The organism is Octadecabacter dasysiphoniae (assembly GCF_021532615.1).
Classification (GTDB): Bacteria; Pseudomonadota; Alphaproteobacteria; order Rhodobacterales; family Rhodobacteraceae; genus Octadecabacter; species Octadecabacter dasysiphoniae.
In genome coordinates, this window is record NZ_JAKGAQ010000001.1 from 227,387 (window position 1) to 246,621 (window position 19,235).

General features: G+C 58.6%; 19 protein-coding genes. 11 read left to right on the forward strand and 8 right to left on the reverse strand.

Translation table 11 applies throughout. The features are described 5' to 3' along the window. Positions 1-258: 258 nt before the first annotated feature. The 4 genes from L0664_RS01045 to cobU all read right to left on the reverse strand — a co-directional run bounded on the left by L0664_RS01045 (position 259) and on the right by cobU (position 3,690). Entirely contained in the window at positions 259-1,770 is a 1,512-nt protein-coding gene (locus tag L0664_RS01045; RefSeq protein WP_235223769.1) for a YifB family Mg chelatase-like AAA ATPase, read from the reverse strand. 76 nt (positions 1,771-1,846) lie between these two features. Beyond that, positions 1,847-2,536 carry a glutathione S-transferase gene (locus L0664_RS01050; RefSeq protein WP_235223770.1) on the reverse strand — a complete coding sequence of 230 codons (690 nt, stop codon included), beginning with the start codon at positions 2,534-2,536 and terminating at the stop codon, positions 1,847-1,849. A gap of 57 nt (positions 2,537-2,593) precedes the next feature. Further along, on the reverse strand, positions 2,594-3,169 hold the full coding sequence (locus tag L0664_RS01055; RefSeq protein WP_235223771.1) for a histidine phosphatase family protein: 576 nt from the start codon (positions 3,167-3,169) through the stop codon (positions 2,594-2,596). Further along, positions 3,166-3,690, reverse strand: a complete 525-nt coding sequence (cobU, locus tag L0664_RS01060; protein ID WP_235223772.1) for a bifunctional adenosylcobinamide kinase/adenosylcobinamide-phosphate guanylyltransferase — start codon at positions 3,688-3,690, stop codon at positions 3,166-3,168. The genes L0664_RS01055 and cobU overlap by 4 nt, the downstream gene beginning before the upstream one ends. 99 nt (positions 3,691-3,789) lie before the next feature. On the opposite strand from cobU, the gene L0664_RS01065 reads away from it, so the two are divergent. The 7 genes from L0664_RS01065 to L0664_RS01095 all read left to right on the forward strand — a co-directional run bounded on the left by L0664_RS01065 (position 3,790) and on the right by L0664_RS01095 (position 11,184). After that, positions 3,790-4,668, forward strand: a complete 879-nt coding sequence (locus L0664_RS01065) for an RNA polymerase factor sigma-32 (protein ID WP_235223773.1) — start codon at positions 3,790-3,792, stop codon at positions 4,666-4,668. 108 nt (positions 4,669-4,776) lie between these two features. After that, positions 4,777-5,961, forward strand: a complete 1,185-nt coding sequence (gene coaBC / locus L0664_RS01070) for a bifunctional phosphopantothenoylcysteine decarboxylase/phosphopantothenate--cysteine ligase CoaBC (RefSeq protein ID WP_235223774.1) — start codon at positions 4,777-4,779, stop codon at positions 5,959-5,961. After that, the gene (gene dut / locus L0664_RS01075) at positions 5,961-6,410 is read left to right on the forward strand and encodes a dUTP diphosphatase (protein WP_235223775.1); all 450 of its coding nucleotides are present in this window, start codon (positions 5,961-5,963) and stop codon (positions 6,408-6,410) included. Before coaBC ends, dut begins: the two co-directional genes overlap by 1 nt. A 15-nt stretch (positions 6,411-6,425) precedes the next feature. Beyond that, positions 6,426-7,469, forward strand: coding sequence for a HesA/MoeB/ThiF family protein (locus L0664_RS01080; RefSeq protein ID WP_235223776.1), 1,044 nt, complete (start codon positions 6,426-6,428; stop codon positions 7,467-7,469). A gap of 61 nt (positions 7,470-7,530) precedes the next feature. After that, on the forward strand, positions 7,531-8,316 hold the full coding sequence (locus L0664_RS01085; RefSeq protein ID WP_418888004.1) for a transporter substrate-binding domain-containing protein: 786 nt from the start codon (positions 7,531-7,533) through the stop codon (positions 8,314-8,316). A 15-nt stretch (positions 8,317-8,331) separates the two neighbouring features. Beyond that, complete coding sequence (locus tag L0664_RS01090; protein WP_235223777.1) at positions 8,332-9,126, forward strand: amino acid ABC transporter permease; 795 nt, start codon at positions 8,332-8,334, stop codon at positions 9,124-9,126. Between the two features lie 45 nt (positions 9,127-9,171). After that, on the forward strand, positions 9,172-11,184 hold the full coding sequence (locus L0664_RS01095; RefSeq protein WP_235223778.1) for a M3 family metallopeptidase: 2,013 nt from the start codon (positions 9,172-9,174) through the stop codon (positions 11,182-11,184). Between the two features lie 40 nt (positions 11,185-11,224). On the opposite strand, the gene L0664_RS01100 is transcribed toward L0664_RS01095, so the two are convergent. Continuing rightward, complete coding sequence (locus tag L0664_RS01100) at positions 11,225-11,758, reverse strand: SH3 domain-containing protein (protein WP_235223779.1); 534 nt, start codon at positions 11,756-11,758, stop codon at positions 11,225-11,227. 113 nt (positions 11,759-11,871) lie between these two features. On the opposite strand from L0664_RS01100, the gene L0664_RS01105 reads away from it, so the two are divergent. After that, on the forward strand, positions 11,872-12,858 hold the full coding sequence (locus L0664_RS01105; protein WP_235223780.1) for a 2-hydroxyacid dehydrogenase: 987 nt from the start codon (positions 11,872-11,874) through the stop codon (positions 12,856-12,858). Between the two features lie 21 nt (positions 12,859-12,879). Here the strand turns inward: L0664_RS01105 and L0664_RS01110 are convergent, their stop codons facing one another. Then, positions 12,880-13,077, reverse strand: a complete 198-nt coding sequence (locus L0664_RS01110) for a hypothetical protein (RefSeq protein WP_235223781.1) — start codon at positions 13,075-13,077, stop codon at positions 12,880-12,882. Positions 13,078-13,509: 432 nt separating this feature from the next. Here L0664_RS01110 and L0664_RS01115 point away from each other — a divergent pair, with 432 nt between their 5' ends. Then, a complete protein-coding gene (locus L0664_RS01115; RefSeq protein WP_235223782.1) occupies positions 13,510-16,011 on the forward strand; it encodes a GcvT family protein in 2,502 nt (833 codons plus the stop codon). A gap of 34 nt (positions 16,012-16,045) precedes the next feature. After that, a complete protein-coding gene (locus tag L0664_RS01120; RefSeq protein ID WP_235223783.1) occupies positions 16,046-16,423 on the forward strand; it encodes a hypothetical protein in 378 nt (125 codons plus the stop codon). Here the strand turns inward: L0664_RS01120 and L0664_RS01125 are convergent. Beyond that, positions 16,420-17,388 (reverse strand): aminoglycoside phosphotransferase family protein, encoded by a 969-nt coding sequence (locus tag L0664_RS01125; RefSeq protein WP_235223784.1) that lies wholly within the window; start codon positions 17,386-17,388, stop codon positions 16,420-16,422. The two genes, L0664_RS01120 and L0664_RS01125, sit on opposite strands and share 4 nt — an antisense overlap. A gap of 151 nt (positions 17,389-17,539) precedes the next feature. Here L0664_RS01125 and L0664_RS01130 point away from each other — a divergent pair, with 151 nt between their 5' ends. Then, entirely contained in the window at positions 17,540-18,082 is a 543-nt protein-coding gene (locus L0664_RS01130) for a Hint domain-containing protein (RefSeq protein ID WP_235223785.1), read from the forward strand. Here the strand turns inward: L0664_RS01130 and L0664_RS01135 are convergent. Next, positions 18,079-19,152: an NAD(P)/FAD-dependent oxidoreductase gene (locus L0664_RS01135; protein WP_235223786.1), complete on the reverse strand. Its 1,074-nt coding sequence runs from the start codon at positions 19,150-19,152 to the stop codon at positions 18,079-18,081. The genes L0664_RS01130 and L0664_RS01135 overlap by 4 nt on opposite strands. Positions 19,153-19,235 lie beyond the last annotated feature (83 nt).

Sequence of the window (19,235 nt, forward strand, 5' to 3'; positions counted from 1 at the left end):
TCACCTCAAACCGCGCGTGTGACCCGTTTATCCCCGTCGCGCGGTATCCAAATAGGGCAAACCCGAAAGACCCAAAGGCCAGCCCGGTTTTCGGGACCTTTCCCGTCTTGATCCAGGTAGGTCAGGATGAGGTTTTACTAAGCGATTCTAAAGTGTTGGCCGAAAAAAAGCAGCAATTCTGGATGTCTGGTCCCATGTGCCGCACGTCTGGCAGTTATTTGATCGCCGTCTGCCCGAAGCGAATGCCGCGAAATTTGCTCAGACTTCTTTCGAAAGCGCCAGTCGATAGCCGACGGCCTCTGCGACGTGGGGTTTGCCGACGCCGCTAGACCCGTCCAAATCCGCAATTGTGCGCGCCACGCGTAAAACGCGGTGGTAGCCTCGCGCGCTCAGCCCGAACCGTTCGGCCACTTTCAACAACAGGTCTTTGCCGTCTTTGTCCGGCGTCGCGATTTCCTCCAACGCGCTGCCTTCAAGATCGGCGTTCACCCGCATGGATGTGCCCGCGAAACGTGCCGTCTGGATCGCGCGGCCAGCGGACACGCGCCCTGCAATTGTCGCCGAAGTTTCGCCGTTTTGTGGTAAGTCCAGGTCAGAAAATGCGACGGGCGGGACCTCAATTCTGAGGTCAAAACGGTCCATCAATGGGCCGGAAATCCGCGACATATATTCTTCGCCGCAAATGGGCACGCGGGCGCAGGCGCGGTTGGGGTCGGTTAAATATCCGCATTTACAAGGGTTTGCGGCGGCGACCAGCATGAATCGGCAGGGATATTTCACATGGGCATTGGCGCGCGCCACGACGACTTCGCCCGACTCGATCGGTTGGCGTAGCGTTTCGAGCACCGTGCGCGGGTATTCTGGAAATTCGTCCATGAACAAAATTCCATTGTGCGCGAGAGAGATTTCACCAGGTTTCGCACCGCGCCCGCCGCCCACAATCGCAGCCATGGACGCGGTGTGATGGGGTTCGCGAAACGGACGGGATCGGTTGATCCCCCCTTCCGACAGCAACCCGGCGAGAGAGTGAATCATAGATGTTTCAAGCGCCTCGGTCGGGCTGAGGGGCGGCAAAATGCCCGCAAGACGCGCCGCGAGCATGGATTTTCCGGACCCGGGGCTGCCGACCATCAGGACGTGATGGCGCCCCGTCGCCGCGATTTCCAATGCGCGTTTTGCCTTTTCCTGCCCCTTCACATCGGCAAAGTCGCGGGGGCTGGTCGCGGTGACGACTTCACCAGGTTCGGCGGGGTTCAGCGGGGCCTGTCCGGTAAAATGGCGCAGTGTTTCCGCAAGGGTCCGGGGCGCAAAAACAGCCGCCGCATCGACCCACGCGGCTTCTGGTCCGCAGGCATGGGGGCAAAAAAGTGTTTTGTTTTCAGTGGCCGCAGCCATTGCGGCGGGCAATGCGCCGAGGACAGGAACAAGCGTCCCGTCCAAGGACAATTCGCCCAAAGCCACAGTTTCGGCGATTTTATCATGGGGGATAACGTCCATCGCGGCGAGCAGCGCCAGCGCAATCGGCAAATCGAAATGGGATCCTTCTTTGGGCAGATCAGCGGGCGACAAGTTGATCGTGATTTTCTTGGACGGCAGCGCAATCGACAATGCACTGAGAGACGCGCGAACGCGGTCGCGGGCCTCTGATACGGCTTTGTCCGGTAGCCCGACGATTGAAAACGCGGGCATCCCCGGCGACGTGGCGCATTGCACTTCGACCAACCGCGCATCCACGCCTTCAAACGCGACCGTGTAGGCGCGAGCCACCATTCCAAATCCCTTCCCTGTCGTTAACAATCCTTAACGCAAGGATGGTTACTGAAATGTAAACGGTTCGAAATATTGGTTAATTCGGCCAGGGCAAGGTCGGCAGATCGAGGTCAAATTTCGGCATGAGCGGATCATTCGCCAGCCCGTCAGCGCGCCATTTTTTGAATGCCGGATCAGCAAGATGCGCGGCAACGTAGGCATTTGTGACGGGGCGTGTGTCAAATTTATAAGCGGCCAAACGGGCGGCCATGGGTGCGAAAATAGCGTCGGCCAAGCAGTAATCCCCGCACAGCCAAGGCGTGGTGCTGCCTGATTTGGCGCGTGCATTTGCCCAAATCAGCTCCAACCGGTCTAGCTCTTTTTCGATAGCGGGCGGCGCGATAACCCCGTCGAAGACATGGCGCAAATTGACAGGCCAATCGCCGCGCAGGCCCCCGAAACTGGAATGCATTTCAGCCGTGACGGTACGGGCCGCCGCACGCGCGGTTGGGTCTGCTGGCCACATCTGCGCGTCGGGAAAACGACTGGCGAGCTCTTCCGCGATAGCGAGGCTGTCAGACACCACGACGCCATCAGGTGTGATCATGGTCGGCAAAGTTTTGGCCGGTGGATGATCTTTGAGGAACCGCGCAACGTCTGCTTCTTCTTGCGGAAGGACAATTTGGATGTCGAACTGATCGGACAGCCCGAATTTTTCAACCATCACATAGGCCGCAATTGACCAGCTAAAATATAAACGATTTCCGAGGATTAGATGATATGTCATGACGTCACGTTAGGGCGCACGGCGGCGTTGTGCAAACCTAATTTCGTGTTCACGCCGTCACAGAACGTGATTGATCCGGGCCACCCCCCACGTGGGGCGCATCTGAATTTCGGTCACTGAATAATTGTCGATCCGGTGGGATAACGCGCGGTAGGGGGCGATCCCGGCGGCCTGTGCAACTTGCGTCAGGATGGCGCCAAAGTGGGCAACGGCGATGATGTCGCGCCGCGGATTTTCAGCTGCGACTTGGGTGATGTCGGCGGTCACGCGGGCGGCCGCCGCGTTCCAGCTTTCGCCGTTGGGCGGGGCGACGTCGCCGGGGTTTTCCCAATACGCGCGGCTAAGATCGGGCCATTTTTCGGCCACTTCGCCAAAGTGCAGCCCGTCCCAATCCCCAAAGTCAAATTCGCGCAAACCGATCCGGTGAGGCAGCCGCCTGCGCGTGCCCTGAAGGGCGGTGGCAGTATCAATCGAACGCGCGAGGTCCGAAGATACGACCAGCGCATTGGCCGGCAGCGCTGCGGACAATCTGGCGATCTGGGCCGTATCCGACAGATCAGCAGGCACATCGCGGTGGCCGACAAATGTCTTTTCATGGGTTGGGCCGTGGCGCACCCAATAGATGACCGTCATGGTAAGGTTCCCTTAAGAACTTGCGGCAATCCGGCGACGACCTGAACGACCAAACCGGCCTGTGCCGCCAACATCTGGTTCAACCGCCCCTGCGCATTCCGAAAGCGCCGGGCGAGCGCGTTGTCAGGCACAATGCCGGTCCCGACCTCATTTGACACAACGATCACTTGGGCAGGGCAAGCGGCCAGATCAAAGAGCAGCGTTTCGCACGCGGCCGCCATGTCCCCATCCGCCAAAAGTACGTTTGACAGCCAAAGCGTTGCGCAATCTAGCAGCACAATTTCAGAATCCAACCGCTCCGTAAGGGGCATGTGCAGGTCCAAAGGCGCCTCGACCGTTAACCAATTTGAACCACGCATGTCGCGGTGATCAGAAATTTTATCGCGCATTTCATCATCGAACGCTTGGGCCGTCGCGATATAGACGCGGGGCTTAGATGATTGAAAACAAAGGGTTTCGGCAAAGCTCGATTTGCCGGAGGCAGCGCCACCTAAGACGAGAGTAAGCGAGGGCAAGGGCAAGGCAGCGACTTTCTATGATCCGAACAGTTTAATGACACGTAACTAGAACACTACCAAAAGCAAAGCACTGCCACGACAGACCTTAGGGGGGCCACAGACATGGCATTTGACGGACGTTACGACCAAAGCCTTTCGCGCACCGCGATGAAAGCCGAACTGCTGGACGCGGAAACCGAGCTGAAACTGGCATACGCGTGGCGCGATCAGCGCGATGAACAGGCGCTGCACCGCCTCATCACGGCCTACATGCGGCTGGCGATTTCGATGGCGTCAAAGTTCAAACGCTACGGTGCCCCGATGAACGACTTGATCCAAGAAGCGTCGCTTGGCCTGATGAAGGCGGCAGACAAATTTGACCCCGATCGCGGCGTGCGCTTTTCGACATACGCGGTCTGGTGGATCAAAGCCTCCATTCAGGATCACGTGATGCGCAATTGGTCGATGGTCCGGACAGGATCGACGTCTTCGCAAAAGTCACTTTTCTTCAATCTGCGCCGGGTTCAGGCGCGGTTGGAACGCGAAGCACAAGCCCGCGGTGAGGTGCTGGACCGCCACGAAATGCGCCAGAACATCGCCACCGAAGTCGGCGTCCCCCTGCACGACGTGGAGATGATGGAAGGCCGGTTAAGCGGATCTGATTTCTCTTTGAATGCGACCCAATCGGCCGAGGACGAGGGCCGGGAGTGGATTGACGCATTGGAAGACGAAGGCGATCAAGCCGCTGAAACTGTTGAGAATTCCCATGACACTGACACGTTGCGCCAGTGGCTTTTGACGGCGCTTACGTCGTTGAATGATCGTGAACAGTTCATCGTCCGCGAACGCAAACTGCGCGACGATCCCCGCACATTGGAAAGCCTTGGCGGGGAACTTGGCCTGTCCAAAGAACGCGTGCGCCAGTTGGAGGCAGCAGCATTTGGCAAAATGCGCAAAAGCCTTGAGGGACAAAGCAAAGAAGTTCACCACTTCCTACTTTGACCCGCGTTAATCCGGCTAAGCCGCCCCCGTTCGGGGCGGCTTTTTCGTGTCTGGTTCTTTGGCGGGGTTGGGCCTAGTCTTTGGGCAGATATCCGAAGGTAGGGACCGATGGGCAAAAGAATTCTGTTAATAATTGGCGGCGGCATTGCAGCATTCAAATCATTGGATTTGATCCGCCGCCTTCGTGAACACGGCCATGAGGTGACGCCAGTTTTGACCAAAGCTGCGTCAGAATTCGTGACCCCTCTCAGCGTTTCAGCGCTGGCAGGCCAGAAGGTTTTTCAAGATCTTTTCGATCTGAATGATGAGGCCGAGATGGGCCATATCGAACTCAGCCGCGCCGCGGATTTGGTGGTGGTCGCCCCTGCAACGGCGGATTTGATGGGTAAAATGGCCGCCGGTCTGGCCAATGATCTGGCCTCAACTTTGCTGATGGCGACAGATAAACGAGTGCTGATTGCGCCGTCGATGAACGTGCGGATGTGGGAACATGCGGCGACGCAGCGCAATCTAGCTACTTTGGAAAATGATGGTATTTTGACGTGCGGCCCGAATAAGGGCGATATGGCATGTGGTGAATTTGGGTTTGGCCGTATGGCTGAACCGATGGAAATCGTCGGGGCAATAGAAGCGGCAGTGAATGACGGCCCGCTTAAGGGCAAGCATATCCTTGTGACGTCCGGCCCGACCCATGAACCGATTGACCCCGTGCGCTACATCGCCAACCGGTCTTCGGGTGCGCAAGGCACGGCAATTGCGCGCGCGCTTTTGGGGCTTGGCGCGCGGGTCACATTTGTGTCCGGTCCGGCGGACGTTGCGCCGCCAATCGGTGTTGATTTGGTCAGCGTGCAGACCGCTGCGCAAATGCTTGAGGCTGTGAATGCCGCGCAAGATGTTGATGCCGGTGTGTTTGCCGCGGCGGTTGCCGATTGGCGCATGGCGACCGCATCGGACCAGAAAATTAAGAAAGATGGCAAAGGGTTGCCTGTACTGGAATTCGCCGAAAACCCTGACATTCTGGCGACGGTCTGTGCGTCAAGGGGGCGGCCGAAATTGGTCGTTGGCTTTGCCGCAGAAACCCAAAATGTCATCGAAAATGCGACGGCGAAACGAACCCGCAAGGGCTGCGATTGGATCGTTGCGAACGACGTATCGCCCGCCACAGGCATCATGGGGGGCGCGGAAAATGACGTGACGCTGATCACGGACGACGGGGCGGAAGATTGGCCACGAATGGGTAAGGATCAGGTGGCACAAAAATTGGCACAGCGCATCGCAGAGGCCTTGGGATAATGGCGACCGTGCTGTTTGAATGGGTCGCGGGTGCGGATAAAAGTTTCGGGCTGCCGTCTTATGAAACATCCGGCGCGGCGGGGGCGGATGTCCGTGCAATTTTTGAGGATAAACAGGGTGTTAGCCTGGAATCAGGTGCACGTATGTTGGTCCCGACAGGGCTGCGCATTGCCGTACCTGACGGGTTCGAAGCACAGCTTAGGCCCCGTTCTGGGTTGGCATTGAAACACGGGATCACCCTGCCCAACAGTCCGGGCACGATTGACAGCGATTATCGCGGCCCGCTTGGCGTGATTGTGCAAAACGGGGGCGATAAGCCGTTCGAAATCACCCATGGAATGCGGATCGCGCAGATGGTGGTCGCGCCGGTTGTGCAGGCTACGTTTAAGGTCGGCGCGTTGGATGACACGCAGCGCGGCACGGCCGGATTCGGGTCGACGGGAACCTAAAGTAGGAGCGCGGAAATGATTATCGTCTTGTCCATGGCCGCCGTGCTGTGGGGCATCGGCTGGGGAATGGGCGCGCCCAAGGCGGCGCGTTTTTCGATGATTGCGCTGTTGATGATCGCGGTTGTCGCGATGCACATCATTTTGCCCGATGGGCACCCCTTGCGCGAGAACACAGGCAAAGAACCCGCACTGTGGATATTTATCATTGTGGCCGGAATGGTGGCATGGGGGTATTCTTATTTGCTATCGCGTGTGCGCGCACGGGCCAGCGGCGCACCGTCTTTCGGGTATGAACCCCCTGCAAATTCCGGCCCGTTTACAGATACGGAACTGGACCGCTACGCCCGCCATATCGTGTTGCGCGAAATTGGCGGCGCGGGGCAAAAGGCGCTTAAGGATGCGTCGGTTCTGGTCATCGGTGCGGGGGGGCTTGGCGCGCCGGCGTTGCAATATTTGGCGGCGGCGGGCGTGGGCACAATCGGCGTTATCGACGGGGATACTGTCGCAAATTCCAACCTGCAACGGCAGGTTATCCACACCGATGACCGCATCGGAATGTCCAAAGTGCGGTCCGCAGCGCAGGCCATGACCTCTCTCAATCCGTATGTCACCGTGAAACCCTACAGCCGCCAATTGGATGCGGACATCGCCGCAGAATTGGTTAATGAATACGATCTTGTGCTGGACGGAACGGACAATTTCGCCACGCGATATCTGGTGAACGAGGTCTGCGTGCAGGCCGGTGTTCCGCTGATTTCAGCCGCGTTGACCCAGTGGGAAGGCCAGATCAGCCTGTACCACCCGAAATCCGGAACCCCATGTTATAAATGCATTTTTCCGCAAGCACCTGATGCGTTCCTGGTGCCTAGCTGCGCTGAGGGCGGGGTTCTTGGCCCGCTGCCCGGTGTCTTGGGCGCAATGATGGCCGTAGAGGCCGTTAAAGTGTTAACTGATGCGGGCGAAGGATTGCGTGGCCGGATGCTCATTTACGATGCACTTTACGGCGAAACGCGCACGATCTCGATGAAACCACGCGCGGATTGCCCTGTGTGCGGCTGAACGCTTGCCACTTGGTCCCGCTGCGCCATAATCCACAAAACCCAACCTGATGGAGACTGCCATGAAAACCCCTATGATAGCTGCCGCTGCGGCGATGTTTGCGACCACTGCTTTCGCCGACGGACACCTGCCTGATCTTGGCGGACAAGAAATCGTTGTCGCGACCGAAAACGCCTATCCGCCGCTGCAATTCGTGGACGGTGACGGCAATGCTGTCGGCTGGGAATACGATGCCATGGCCGAAGTCGCAGAGCGTTTGAACGCCACAATCGTTTACGAAAATATTTCTTGGGATGCGATGATCCCTGCGGTGTCCGAAGGCCAGTTCGATATGGGCATGACAGGCATCACCATCCGCGAAGACCGTGCAGAGATCGTTGATTTTTCAGACACTTACATGACGTCCGAAATGGTCATGCTTGTGCGCGGCGATGAAGACCGGTTCAGCGATGCGGCGTCTTTTGCCGCCGACGATGACCTTTTGGTTGCCGCCCAGCCCGGCACGACGCCGTTCTACGTTGCGGTCTACGACGTTCTCGACGCGGATGAGGCAAACCCGCGCATCCAGCTGTTCGAAACCTTTGGCGCGGGCGTTGCGGCCCTGCGCAATGGCGATGTTGATCTGGTTCTGACGGATGGAACAGCGGCCAATGGCTACGTTGAGGCATCCGACGGCGGGCTGAAAATTGTCGGCGAAAAGCTCGGCACAGAGGACTTCGGGTTTATCTTCCCGAAAGGTTCCGAACTGGTCGCGCCGATCAATGCCGCGATTGCGGACATGCAAAGCGACGGGACGATTGATGCGCTGAACACGCGCTGGTTCCTCGACTATAAGCTGGGCCAGTAACGCCGAAAGGCCGGCGTGATCACGCCCCAACAAGATCGGGATTTCCCGTATTGGCTGCTCATCGTTTTGGCGGTGGGCGGCTATTTGTTTTGGCAGGTCATCGCGGATGATCTGTATTCTGACGTGTTACGCACGCTGTCTAAGGGCATAAAAATAACGCTGTTCGTGACGTTCGTGGGGTTTGCATTGGCGGCCTCCCTCGGGCTTGGGCTGGCGCTGATGTCCATGTCGCGCTTCATCGTGGTGCGCCAGATTGCGCGCCTTTATATTGAAATCGTACGCGGCGTGCCGATCATCGTGCTGCTTCTTTATGTGGCGTTCGTGTTGGCGCCATTGTTGGTGGCAGGGTTCAACCACGTGGCCGAAACCGTGGGTGCCGACCCGATCCGCAACCGTGATTTTTCCATGCTGTGGCGTGCCACGATCGCGTTAACCATCGGCTATTCCGCCTTCATCGCTGAGGTCTTTCGCGCCGGACTGCAAAGCATCGAAAAAGGCCAGATCGAAGCCGCCGAGGCACTGGGCCTGCGCCCCTGGCAGCGATTTCGCCACATCACCTTCCCCCAAGCATTCCGTCGAATTCTCCCGCCCCTCGGCAATGATTTCATCGCCATGGTGAAGGACAGCAGCCTCGTGTCCGTCTTAGGCGTGTTGGACGTCACGCAGGCCGGAAAAATCACCGCAGCGGGCAATTTTCGCTATTTCGAAACCTACAATGTCGTCGCGCTGATCTACCTGACCATGACAATCGGGCTGTCACTGGCGCTGCGCCGCCTCGAACGTCATCTGCGCGACAAGACCCCCGGTTGAAGCCGCCCGCGCGCGCGCCTAGTTTGATCCCAAAGGAGACCATCAATGACAAATCCGTTGCGCGACACGTGGGATACCCCGTTTGAATTGCCGCCGTTCGATCTGATCAAAGACGAACATTTCGCGCCCGCCGTTGACGCGGCATTGCAAGACGCGCGCGCCGCAATCGCCGCGATCTGTGATGGATCGCACCCCACCTTCGCCAACACGATTGAGGCCCTGTCGATGGCCGACACACCGCTTGAAAAGGCGCTGTCGCCATTCTTTGCCATGGCAGGTGCCGACAGCAACGAGGTGCGCGAAGGATTGATGCGGGATTTCTCGCCGATGTTGTCCGCCTACTCGTCCGAAATCACCGCAAATACGGAACTTTTCGCGCGGATTGAAACACTGTGGCAGGGCCGCGACGCACTGGATTTGACACACGAACAAGCCCGGGTTTTGATGCTGGTGCGGCGCAATTTCGTGCGCTCCGGTGCGTTGTTAACCGGCGCTGAGGCCGATCGTCTGGCCGACGTCAAGCAGCGCCTGTCCGTTCTTGGCACGCAATTCACACAGAACCTTTTGGCGGACGAACGCAGCTGGTTCATGCCCCTTGATGATCTGTCCGGCCTGCCTGATTTCGTGATCAACGCGGCCAAATCAGCGGGCGAAGACAAAGACGCAGGCGGGCCTGTCGTGACGTTGTCACGATCATTGATCGTGCCGTTCTTGCAGTTTTCGGATCGTCGCGATTCGCGCGAAAAAGCCTATGAAGCATGGACCGCGCGCGGCGCAAACGGGGGCGAAACAGACAACCGTGCCATCGCCGCCGAAACATTGAAATTGCGCCAAGAACGCGCGCAATTGCTGGGCTATGACACGTTTGCGGATTACAAACTGGAAACCGAAATGGCGGGAACACCGGACGCGGTGCGCGCTTTGTTGATGCAGGTCTGGGAACCGGCAAAAACATCAGCCGAAACGGATGCCAAGGTCCTCGAGGCCATGTTGGTGGCCGACGGACAAAGCGCCCCGTTGCAGCCGTGGGACTGGCGCTATTACAGCGAAAAACGCCGCGCCGCCGAACATGACCTCAACGAAGCAGAGCTAAAACCATACCTGCAACTCGACCGTATGATCGATGCGGCATTCGCCTGTTCAAACCGTCTGTTCGGCCTGCAATTCACGCCAATCGACGCGCCACTGTACCACGAAGACTGCCGCGCCTGGGACGTCACACGCGACGGCAAACATATGGCGGTGTTCATCGGTGATTATTTCGCGCGCGGCTCAAAACGCTCGGGCGCGTGGTGCAGCGCGATGCGCTCCCAACAGAAATTGGCGGGCGATATTCGCCCCCATGTGATCAACGTGTGCAATTTTGCCAAACCGTCTGCGGGGCAACCTGCGCTGCTGTCATATGACGATGCGCGCACGCTGTTTCATGAATTCGGCCACGCCTTGCACCAGATGCTCAGCGATGTGACGTATGAACAGATCTCGGGCACATCCGTCGCCCGTGATTTCGTGGAACTGCCCAGCCAGCTCTATGAACACTGGATGGAAGTCCCTGAAGTTCTTGAAGAATTCGCAATCCACGCCGAAACGGGCGACGCGATGCCACGTGATCTGCTCGATCGGATGCTGGGTGCGGCAACCTACGACATGGGCTTTTCCACGGTTGAATATGTGGCGTCCGCACTGGTTGATCTTGGCTTTCACGAAGGCGCGCCACCTGCCGATCCAATGCAAAAACAGGCCGAAATTCTGGAAGACATCGGGATGCCATCGGCCATCCGCATGCGCCACGCGACCCCAAATTTCGCCCACGTCTTTGCGGGTGACGGATATTCATGCGGCTATTACAGCTACATGTGGTCCGAGGTGATGGACGCAGATGCCTTCCAAGCGTTTGAGGAAAACGGCGGGCCGTTTGATCCGACAATGGCCAAAAAACTGGAAACCTTCATCCTGTCCGCTGGCGGGTCCGAAGACGCGGCTGTGCTGTACAAAAAATTCCGCGGTTCCATGCCGGATGCCACTGCGTTGCTAAAGGGGCGTGGCCTCGCCGCTTAGGCTTCATCTAGGCCAAAAAACTCCCCCCGGAGGGTCAGGGTCAGTCGCGCACTTCGTCCGCGGCGACTCCGAACAGGGCGGATTTCGGGGCCCAACCCCGATATCCGCCAGCACGCAGACGGCACCAATCCACACTGCATTCGCCAAGATCAGCAATCACGCCCAGTTCCAGCATGGCGATTTCGGTGGCATCGGGCAGGGGTTGCCCGCGCAGGGTCAACAGATCGCTATCGATGATGACGGTTCGATTGCCCGACAACATGGAATAATGCACCCAACCGCCCATGCCTTCGCGGTCCACAACACGGCGCCAGTGGCCATATTCGCCGATCACGCGCAACGGCATGTCACGGCGTGCAAAAATCCAGTCGATACGGTGCGACAGGGACGGCCCGCGCCGCACGTTGGCCTCGTTCGCCTTAAGCGACACATAGCGCGGCATCGGCAGGTTCGTCACAGGGCCGCGTTCGCCCTGCACAGCCGTAATCGCGGTCACGGTTTCTTGCGCGCCAACAGGTGCGGCAAAACCAATCAATACAGCCATCAGTGCGGCGCGCGCGCGGTTCATGTTCATACTATACTGCCCATCTTTGGTCTGTGCTTTTTGCTGGCGGTTCTTGTGCCGCCGGACCTTTGAGGGCAACCTGACAGGTGACGCCCGTTCGGGCAAGCAAGGGGAGCGCAAACATGCCAAGCAAACGCCTAAGTGTTACCGTCACGCGACGGTTGCCGGATGCCGTCGAAACACGGATGCGTGAATTGTTCGATGTCACCCTGCGCGACGACGACACTCCGATGCGCGCGGATGAATTGGTCGACGCGATGAAAACCTGCGACGTGCTGGTGCCCACCGTAACGGACGAAATCACCGCAGGCGTTTTGGGCCAAGCAGGCGAGCGTTTGAAACTCATCGCGAACTACGGGGCAGGGGTGGATCATATCGATGTGGCAACCGCCCGTCAGCGCGGGGTTTTGGTGTCAAACACACCCGGCGTCGTGACAGAAGACACAGCCGACATGACCATGGCCCTGATTTTGGCTGTGACGCGGCGCATCCCCGAAGGTCTGGCCGTGATGCAAAGCGGTACGTGGGACGGCTGGGCCCCAACCGCGCTGATGGGTGGGCGCATTGCGGGGCGGCGTTTGGGTATCCTTGGCATGGGCCGGATCGGGCAGGCGGTCGCAAAACGCGCCCGCGCGTTCGGAATGCAAATCCATTACAACAACCGCCGCCGCCTGCGCCCCGAGGTCGAAGACGCGCTGGATGCCACATGGTGGGACAGCCTTGATCAGATGGTTGCACGCATGGACATTATATCGGTCAATTGCCCGCACACGCCCGCAACGTTCCATTTGATGAACGCACGGCGGCTGAAATTGATGAAACCCGATGCAGTGATCGTGAACACGGCGCGCGGCGAAGTGATTGATGAAAACGCGCTAACGCGGATGCTGCGGGCGGGCGACATTGCGGGGGCGGGATTGGACGTTTACGAAAATGGAACCGCGCTGAACCCGCGCCTGCGCGAACTTAAAAACGTCGTGCTGCTGCCCCATATGGGGTCAGCGACCCTCGAAGGGCGTGTTGAGATGGGTGAAAAAGTCTTGTTGAATATCAAGACGTTTGATGATGGCCACCGCCCGCCGGACCTGGTTGTTCCGGCGATGCTTTAGCCATGCGCGCGGGCCGCAGCGTTACTGCGGGCCCATGGTTGAAAACCGCATAAAATCATTCTGCGACCGCGTCCCGACAGGGCGCGGGGTATAGGCCTCTGCGGTTGCAAAGCCGGAATTCAAGGTGTCATAAGTGTCGGCCCGCGATGTGATCTCGGGTGGGGTACATGCGCCAAGCGCCATCGCAGCACCAAGTGCTGCCAGTCCAAAACGTGTCATACTGCTCTCCTCGCGGGGCCGCTTAGCACGGCTCTCTCACGTTACTCTAACGTCAATATAGGCACGCACTGGCGAACCGCATAGGGGGAATTGTGCTGCTGGGCATCCCTGTCGCAAAATTGCCTCACCAATTAACCCTTTGTTAACTTGGCAAGTTCTTCCGTTGGTTGAAGGTGGTTCACGTAACGGAATGCAGCGCGCGTGAACAAGCGGAGCCGCCCCTGCGGGCCGGCGCATTTATTCTTGGTGGGCGCGGCACCCTGAGCCAATCGCGATGAGGCCGGTTTAGGTGGATAGGTGGGATCAGTCGCGCAAATAATAGCCAAGCGAAGGCACGGTTGGTCGGTTTTAGGTGATGACGGGTCGGGTGGGTTTGACGCCGCTGCGCCACATTGGGGCAACGTGTGCCCATAGCGTGAAGGAGTCGCCGCAATGAAAACGAATGTCAAAGCACTGGTTGTCGGCGGCGGAGCCGTAGGAACATCAATCGCCTATCATCTGGCAAAGGCCGGATGGGATGATGTGATGCTGCTGGAACGCGATGAATTGACGTCCGGGTCCACATGGCACGCCGCCGGTTTGTTGCCCCTGTTCAACATGTCCTTTGCCACGACCCACATCCACAAATATTCGGTCGATTTTTACAAACAGCTTGAGGCCGAGACAGGCCTGAATGCCGGTTTCGCGGTTGTCGGCAATTTGCGGATGGCCCAAACGGATGAACGCATGGACGAATATATGCTTTATGCGTCCACCGCCGAAACCTGCGACGTTCCCGTTGAATGGCTGACCCCGGATGACATCAAATCCCGCTGGCCCCTGATCAACACCGAAGACCTCAAAGGTGCGATTTATCATTCTGAAGACGGTTATATTAACCCCGCCGACGTAACGATGGCGATGGCCAAAGGCGCACGTCAGCGCGGCGTGGAAATCGTGCGCAAGTGGCAGGCGGATGCGTTTGACTGGAACGGCACCGCGTGGGACGTGACCTGCACCAAAATGGTGGAAAAGGGTGGCAATCTGGTGCCGTCTGACGAACAGATTGTGATCACGGCTGAACACGTTGTGACGGCGTCGGGCAACCACGCGCAACGCACGGCGAAGATGCTGGGCATCAAGATGCCCGCGATCCCCGTTGAACACCAGTTTATCGTTATGGATCAAGACCCTGCGCTGGTCGAATACCGTGCAAACGGCGGCGCAGAACACCCTGTTGTACGCGATGCAGATGCGCAATCCTATGTGCGCGAAGAACGTGGCGGCTGGATCCTCGGCGTCTATGAAAAAGGGGCGCCAGCACGGTTTGAACACGGGGTGCCGGACAGCTTCCGCGCGGACCTGTTCCAGCTCGATCTTGAACGCATCGAAGACCAATATATGGCGATGATCCACCGCGTGCCATCCTGCGAAGAAAGCGGGTTGAAGGACGATTTCAACGGCCCGATCTGCTACACGCCTGACGGCAATCCGCTGGTCGGCCCTGCGCCGGGCATGCGCAATATGTGGCTGGCCGAAGGGTTCAGTTTCGGGATCACAGCGGCGGGCGGCACGGGCTACTACCTCGCGCAGTTGATGGTAGAGGGTGAGGCCGAAATCGACATGGCGTCGCTGGACCCCAAACGCTACGGCGACTGGATGACAACCGAATTTGCCGCGCGCAAAAACGAAGAATGCTACGACCACGTCTATATTCTGCACCACCCCGACGAAGAACGCCCCGCAGCGCGCCCCCTGCGCACGGCCCCTGCCTATGATCGCCAAGCCGCGCGCGGGGCACAGTTTGGTTGGGTGAACGGCTGGGAACGCCCGAACTACTTTGGCCCCCTCGACGCGCCGGATAATTTTGACCATGACGCACGCAGTTTCAAACGCGGTGGCTGGTGGCAGCACGCCGTGGATGAGGCCAAGGCGATCCGCGAAGGTGTCGGCCTGATCGACGCCACGGCGTTTACAAAACACATCGTCAAAGGCCCCGGCGCCGCCGCGTTTCTGGATTGGTTCACCACCAACAAACTGCCCCGCGTGGGCCGCATCAACCTGACTTACGCGCTGACGAGCCACGGCACGACGCGCACGGAATACACGATCGTGCGCACGGGCGAAGATGCGTTTTATCTGGTCAGCGCAGGCGCGTGGACAGATTATGACGCCGATTTCCTGCGCAAGGCGATTGAAGACAAAGAACCCGACTTTGGCCGCATCGAATGCCAGAACGTCACGACGCAGTGGGGCGTTTTCGCCATCGCTGGCCCAAAGTCGCGCGATGTGTTGAAGGCCGTGATCAACGATGCGGACCCTGAAACCGCGCTAACCAACAAACGCTTTCCTTGGTTGTCCGCCAAGCAGATCGAACTGGGCATGTGCCCCGTCAACGCGATCCGCGTTGCCTATACTGGCGAATTGGGTTGGGAACTGCACCACCCGATGGAAATGCAGAACTATCTGTTTGATTTGCTAGAAAAGGCGGGCGCAGACCACGGTATGAAGCTGGTCGGCGCGCGGGCGCAAAACTGGCTGCGGCAGGAAAAATCCTATCGTGCGTTCGGCACCGAATTGGGCCGCGATGCGACCCCTCTCGAGGCTGACTTGCCGCGTTTCGTGGACCTCGAAAAAGACTTTCACGGCAAAGACGCGATGCAGGAAATCGGCATCCGGTCAAAGTGTGTGACACTGCTGATCGACGGGCCTGCGGATGCGGACCCATGGGGGCGTGAGGCGCTGCTGCATGACGGCAAGAAGGTCGGGCGTTTGACGTCGGGCGGTTATTCCGTAGCATTCAACAAATCCATCGGCATGGGGTATCTGCCACCCGAATTGGCAACAGTCGGCACCCGCGTTAAAGTTCGTATGTTCCGTGAACTCTGGGACGCTGAAGTTGTGCAGGACAGCCCCTATGACCCCAAGAACGAGACTATTCGCAAGGACGGTTAGCGCCCTTTTCCTATCGCTCTGTGCGGCCCCGGCCATGGCGGCGGGGTTCGCCAGCCCCAGCGGCAACATTCGCTGCTATCTGGACGTCTACAGCGACCTACCATTTGGCGATATGCCAATGGTCTGCCTGATCTTTGACGCCGATTGGGATTTGCCGCCAGATTACGGCGACAGCGACCCGACCTGCGATTTGGACCGTACCCGCACCCTGATTTTGCAGCCCACAGGCCGCCCGCAAGAACGCTGGACGTGCCACGGTGATGTGTTCTGGCCGGAACCGCTTGGCACCCTCAGCTACGGGTCGGAATGGTCGATGCTCGGGTATGGGTGCCGCGTGGAAACCCGCGGCGTGACCTGCACCAATGGCGACAAAACATTCTTCGTCAGCCGCGCCACACGGTCGTTCTTTTAGGCCTTCGCAAACGCGATATCGAGGCGGGGTTTCAGGTTGCGATACAAAATCCGGTCAGCCCGTATTTTGGCGTGGGACTCCCGCGTGATCGAAGCCCAATCCAGCAACAGCCGACCGCGCAGGGACACATCCAGAACGCCCTTGTCGATCTTGTGCTTGTAGCCTTTGAAAAACATATCGCGGTGGGCTTTGGTGATGCCGGTGTTGTCGATCTCGGCCACGGGCGTATCGCGGTAAATGTCGACCTTTAGAAAATCCACAACATCATAAACAGCCATCTTGGCGCGCGCTTCGGTAAAATCGAAACCGTAGGTCATGCCCGGCCCTAACATGATGTTTTCACCGTGAAAATCACCGTGCGACGTGGCGTGGGTATCGCGGATACGGTTCACCTTGCGGGTCTGTTCATGCAAGATCGCACGCATATACGCGACGTCATCAGCAGGGGCCTGCATCTCGCCACGCGCGACGATCTCATCAAGCTCTTTGACCATCCAGTTGCCCCAGAACTCCTTGCGTTTTTGGGGCTCATATTCGTGCATCGCATGCAGCCACAGGCCCGCACGGCGGAACACCTGGCGGCGCGTTTGGTCGGATTCAACGGCCTGCAACCTCTCTCCTGCGGTCTTGTGATCCAGAAATTCAGTGACGCAAAACGTGCCCGTGGGCGACAAATAAACCGGCGTCGCGATGCCCAGCTTGTCGTATTTCGCAAAATGCGCCGACAGGTTTTGAAGCTCGCGAAATTCTTTGGCCAATCGCCCGTCGCTGTCGGCCTCATAGTCAAGCTTCAGCGCAAAAGCCTCCGCGCCAAGCTCCACTTTCCACACCTGCCGCGTTTTGGGAAATTCATAAGACCGATAAATAACGCGGTGTTCGGGCATGCCGACGAACCCGCGATGGTCGGCAAATTCGCGGATCATCGCATTCACGCGAGAGTCGATAATGGCAGAAGGCTGGGTCATGCCGCACCTTTACTGCTCAAATCCGCCGCGTCAAACGGACCTGCCCAAAAGGACAGGGCAGGTAACGCAAAATGCCCAATTTGTGCCCTAAAGTGGGCCGGTTGGGGCAGTAAACACCAGATGAACTGACGCCACGTTCGGAAGAGAGCAGATGAGACATCAACCAGAATTGCAGGCGCTCGCCCCGTGGGTCGCGGCCTTCGGGATCACGCCAGACACCCGCATTTCAACACCTTTGGGTGAACGTCCGGCGGATGATCTTGCGATTGGCGATCTGGTCAACACCCGCGACGACGGCCCCCAGCCGATCACCAACATCCGAGAGGCTTTCGCCGCCCCGTCTGAGCGTAACCACTACCCCGTTTGCATCGCCCAAGGCGCGCTTGGCTTTGGTTTGCCGCGCGCAAATTTGCATGTCGGGGCGCAGCATCGCGTGTTGTTTCAACACATCCGCGTGCCGCTGATGTTCGGGGCTGATGCGGTCTTGGTGCGGGCAAAATCGCTCGCCGTGAGCCATGCGAATGTGGCTGTCCAAAAGGCTGTCGCGCCGGTGTCTTTCATCCAGATTTCCACACAAGATCAGGCGATCATCTTTGCCGAAGGCGTGCCGATCGAAACGATACTGCGCGACGGGGAATGCGACCTCGGGTTTATGACGTTGCGGTCTTGGGAACTGATGGCGGCCGTGGCTTAACCAAAACGACCGGGCCGCATTTTCGCGACCATATCCGGCGCAATTTGCGGCGTATCACCGGCCACCAGATCAGCCACCAGCTGTGATGCGGCGGGCGCGGTCTGGAACCCGTAACCGCCTTGCCCTGCCATCCACACAAAGGTCGGGTCAGCCGCGTCAAGCCCCAGCACCAGATTGCGGTCAGGGGCAAAACTGCGCAGACCCGCCCAGTTGGACAACATCCGTGTGACGGGTTCGGTGACATGTTCTTCGTAACGCGCCAGCCCTTCGGCCAGCACCATATCATCGGCCCAGGCATCCATAGGCTCCATCGGCGTTTCGTCGGCGGGCGACACAATCAGCGCGCCCGCATCCGGTTTCGCGTACCAGTTTTCGCCGGGGCCAAACAGCATCGGCCAGCCCGACATATCGTGCCCGCCCGGTGCAGGAATACGCGCCATCGAACGGCGCAGCGGCGTGATGCCAATGGGCGCAATCCCCGCCATTTCCGCGACTACATCAACCCATGCCCCCGCCGCATTGACGATGTTGCGCGCACTCAGGGTTTCATCCCCCACGGCCACGTCCCATCCGGTTTTGGTGCGGGTGATTGCCGTCACTTCGGCCCCTGTGCGCACCTCTCCGCCAGCGCGGCGCACGTCGCGCGCAAAGTTCTGCACAAGCAGATCGGTGTCCAGATCCCACGCATGGGCATCGTATCCCACGCGCGTCACAGTGTCATTGAGGATGGGAAACATCGCGTGGGCGTCCGCAAGCGATACTTCGGTCAGATGCATCGATTTCAGGTCAGCGTCAAAGTCAGCGGTGTTGTCGTTCGTGCCGATCAACATCAATCCACGCGCGCTGGTGACGCCGCCATTTGCGGTAAAATGGTAGTCGCGGCTGGCCTTGTTCAGCTCAACCGTGGAGGGCAGGCCGTAGCTTTCTTCAAACATCGCCGCAGATCGCCCCGACGCATGATAGGCCAGCGCGGTTTCGCGTTCCAACACAACCACATGGCCATGGGCCGACAGGCGCGACCCAACAGATGTGCCCGCAATTCCGCCGCCGATAACAAGAAAGTCGATCATGTCAGAACCCCTTTTGATTGGGGCAGATCATGCGAATGCACAGCGAAGGTCAAGGGCCGATACAAAATTCAAAATGGGGCGAC

Excerpts from the sequence above, each read along its gene's own strand:
- L0664_RS01055 (WP_235223771.1), bottom strand. The coding sequence starts at position 3,169 with ATGACGGTCATCTATTGGGTGCGCCACGGCCCAACCCATGAAAAGACA.
- L0664_RS01125 (WP_235223784.1), bottom strand. The coding sequence starts at position 17,388 with ATGACCCAGCCTTCTGCCATTATCGACTCTCGCGTGAATGCGATGATC.
- L0664_RS01135 (WP_235223786.1), bottom strand. The coding sequence starts at position 19,152 with ATGATCGACTTTCTTGTTATCGGCGGCGGAATTGCGGGCACATCTGTT.
- L0664_RS01100 (WP_235223779.1), bottom strand. The coding sequence starts at position 11,758 with ATGAACATGAACCGCGCGCGCGCCGCACTGATGGCTGTATTGATTGGT.
- coaBC (WP_235223774.1), top strand. The coding sequence starts at position 4,777 with ATGGGCAAAAGAATTCTGTTAATAATTGGCGGCGGCATTGCAGCATTC.
- L0664_RS01110 (WP_235223781.1), bottom strand. The coding sequence starts at position 13,077 with ATGACACGTTTTGGACTGGCAGCACTTGGTGCTGCGATGGCGCTTGGC.
- L0664_RS01050 (WP_235223770.1), bottom strand. The coding sequence starts at position 2,536 with ATGACATATCATCTAATCCTCGGAAATCGTTTATATTTTAGCTGGTCA.
- L0664_RS01080 (WP_235223776.1), top strand. The coding sequence starts at position 6,426 with ATGATTATCGTCTTGTCCATGGCCGCCGTGCTGTGGGGCATCGGCTGG.
- L0664_RS01115 (WP_235223782.1), top strand. The coding sequence starts at position 13,510 with ATGAAAACGAATGTCAAAGCACTGGTTGTCGGCGGCGGAGCCGTAGGA.
- L0664_RS01065 (WP_235223773.1), top strand. The coding sequence starts at position 3,790 with ATGGCATTTGACGGACGTTACGACCAAAGCCTTTCGCGCACCGCGATG.
- L0664_RS01105 (WP_235223780.1), top strand. The coding sequence starts at position 11,872 with ATGCCAAGCAAACGCCTAAGTGTTACCGTCACGCGACGGTTGCCGGAT.
- dut (WP_235223775.1), top strand. The coding sequence starts at position 5,961 with ATGGCGACCGTGCTGTTTGAATGGGTCGCGGGTGCGGATAAAAGTTTC.
- L0664_RS01085 (WP_418888004.1), top strand. The coding sequence starts at position 7,531 with ATGAAAACCCCTATGATAGCTGCCGCTGCGGCGATGTTTGCGACCACT.
- L0664_RS01045 (WP_235223769.1), bottom strand. The coding sequence starts at position 1,770 with ATGGTGGCTCGCGCCTACACGGTCGCGTTTGAAGGCGTGGATGCGCGG.
- L0664_RS01095 (WP_235223778.1), top strand. The coding sequence starts at position 9,172 with ATGACAAATCCGTTGCGCGACACGTGGGATACCCCGTTTGAATTGCCG.
- L0664_RS01120 (WP_235223783.1), top strand. The coding sequence starts at position 16,046 with ATGGCGGCGGGGTTCGCCAGCCCCAGCGGCAACATTCGCTGCTATCTG.
- L0664_RS01130 (WP_235223785.1), top strand. The coding sequence starts at position 17,540 with ATGAGACATCAACCAGAATTGCAGGCGCTCGCCCCGTGGGTCGCGGCC.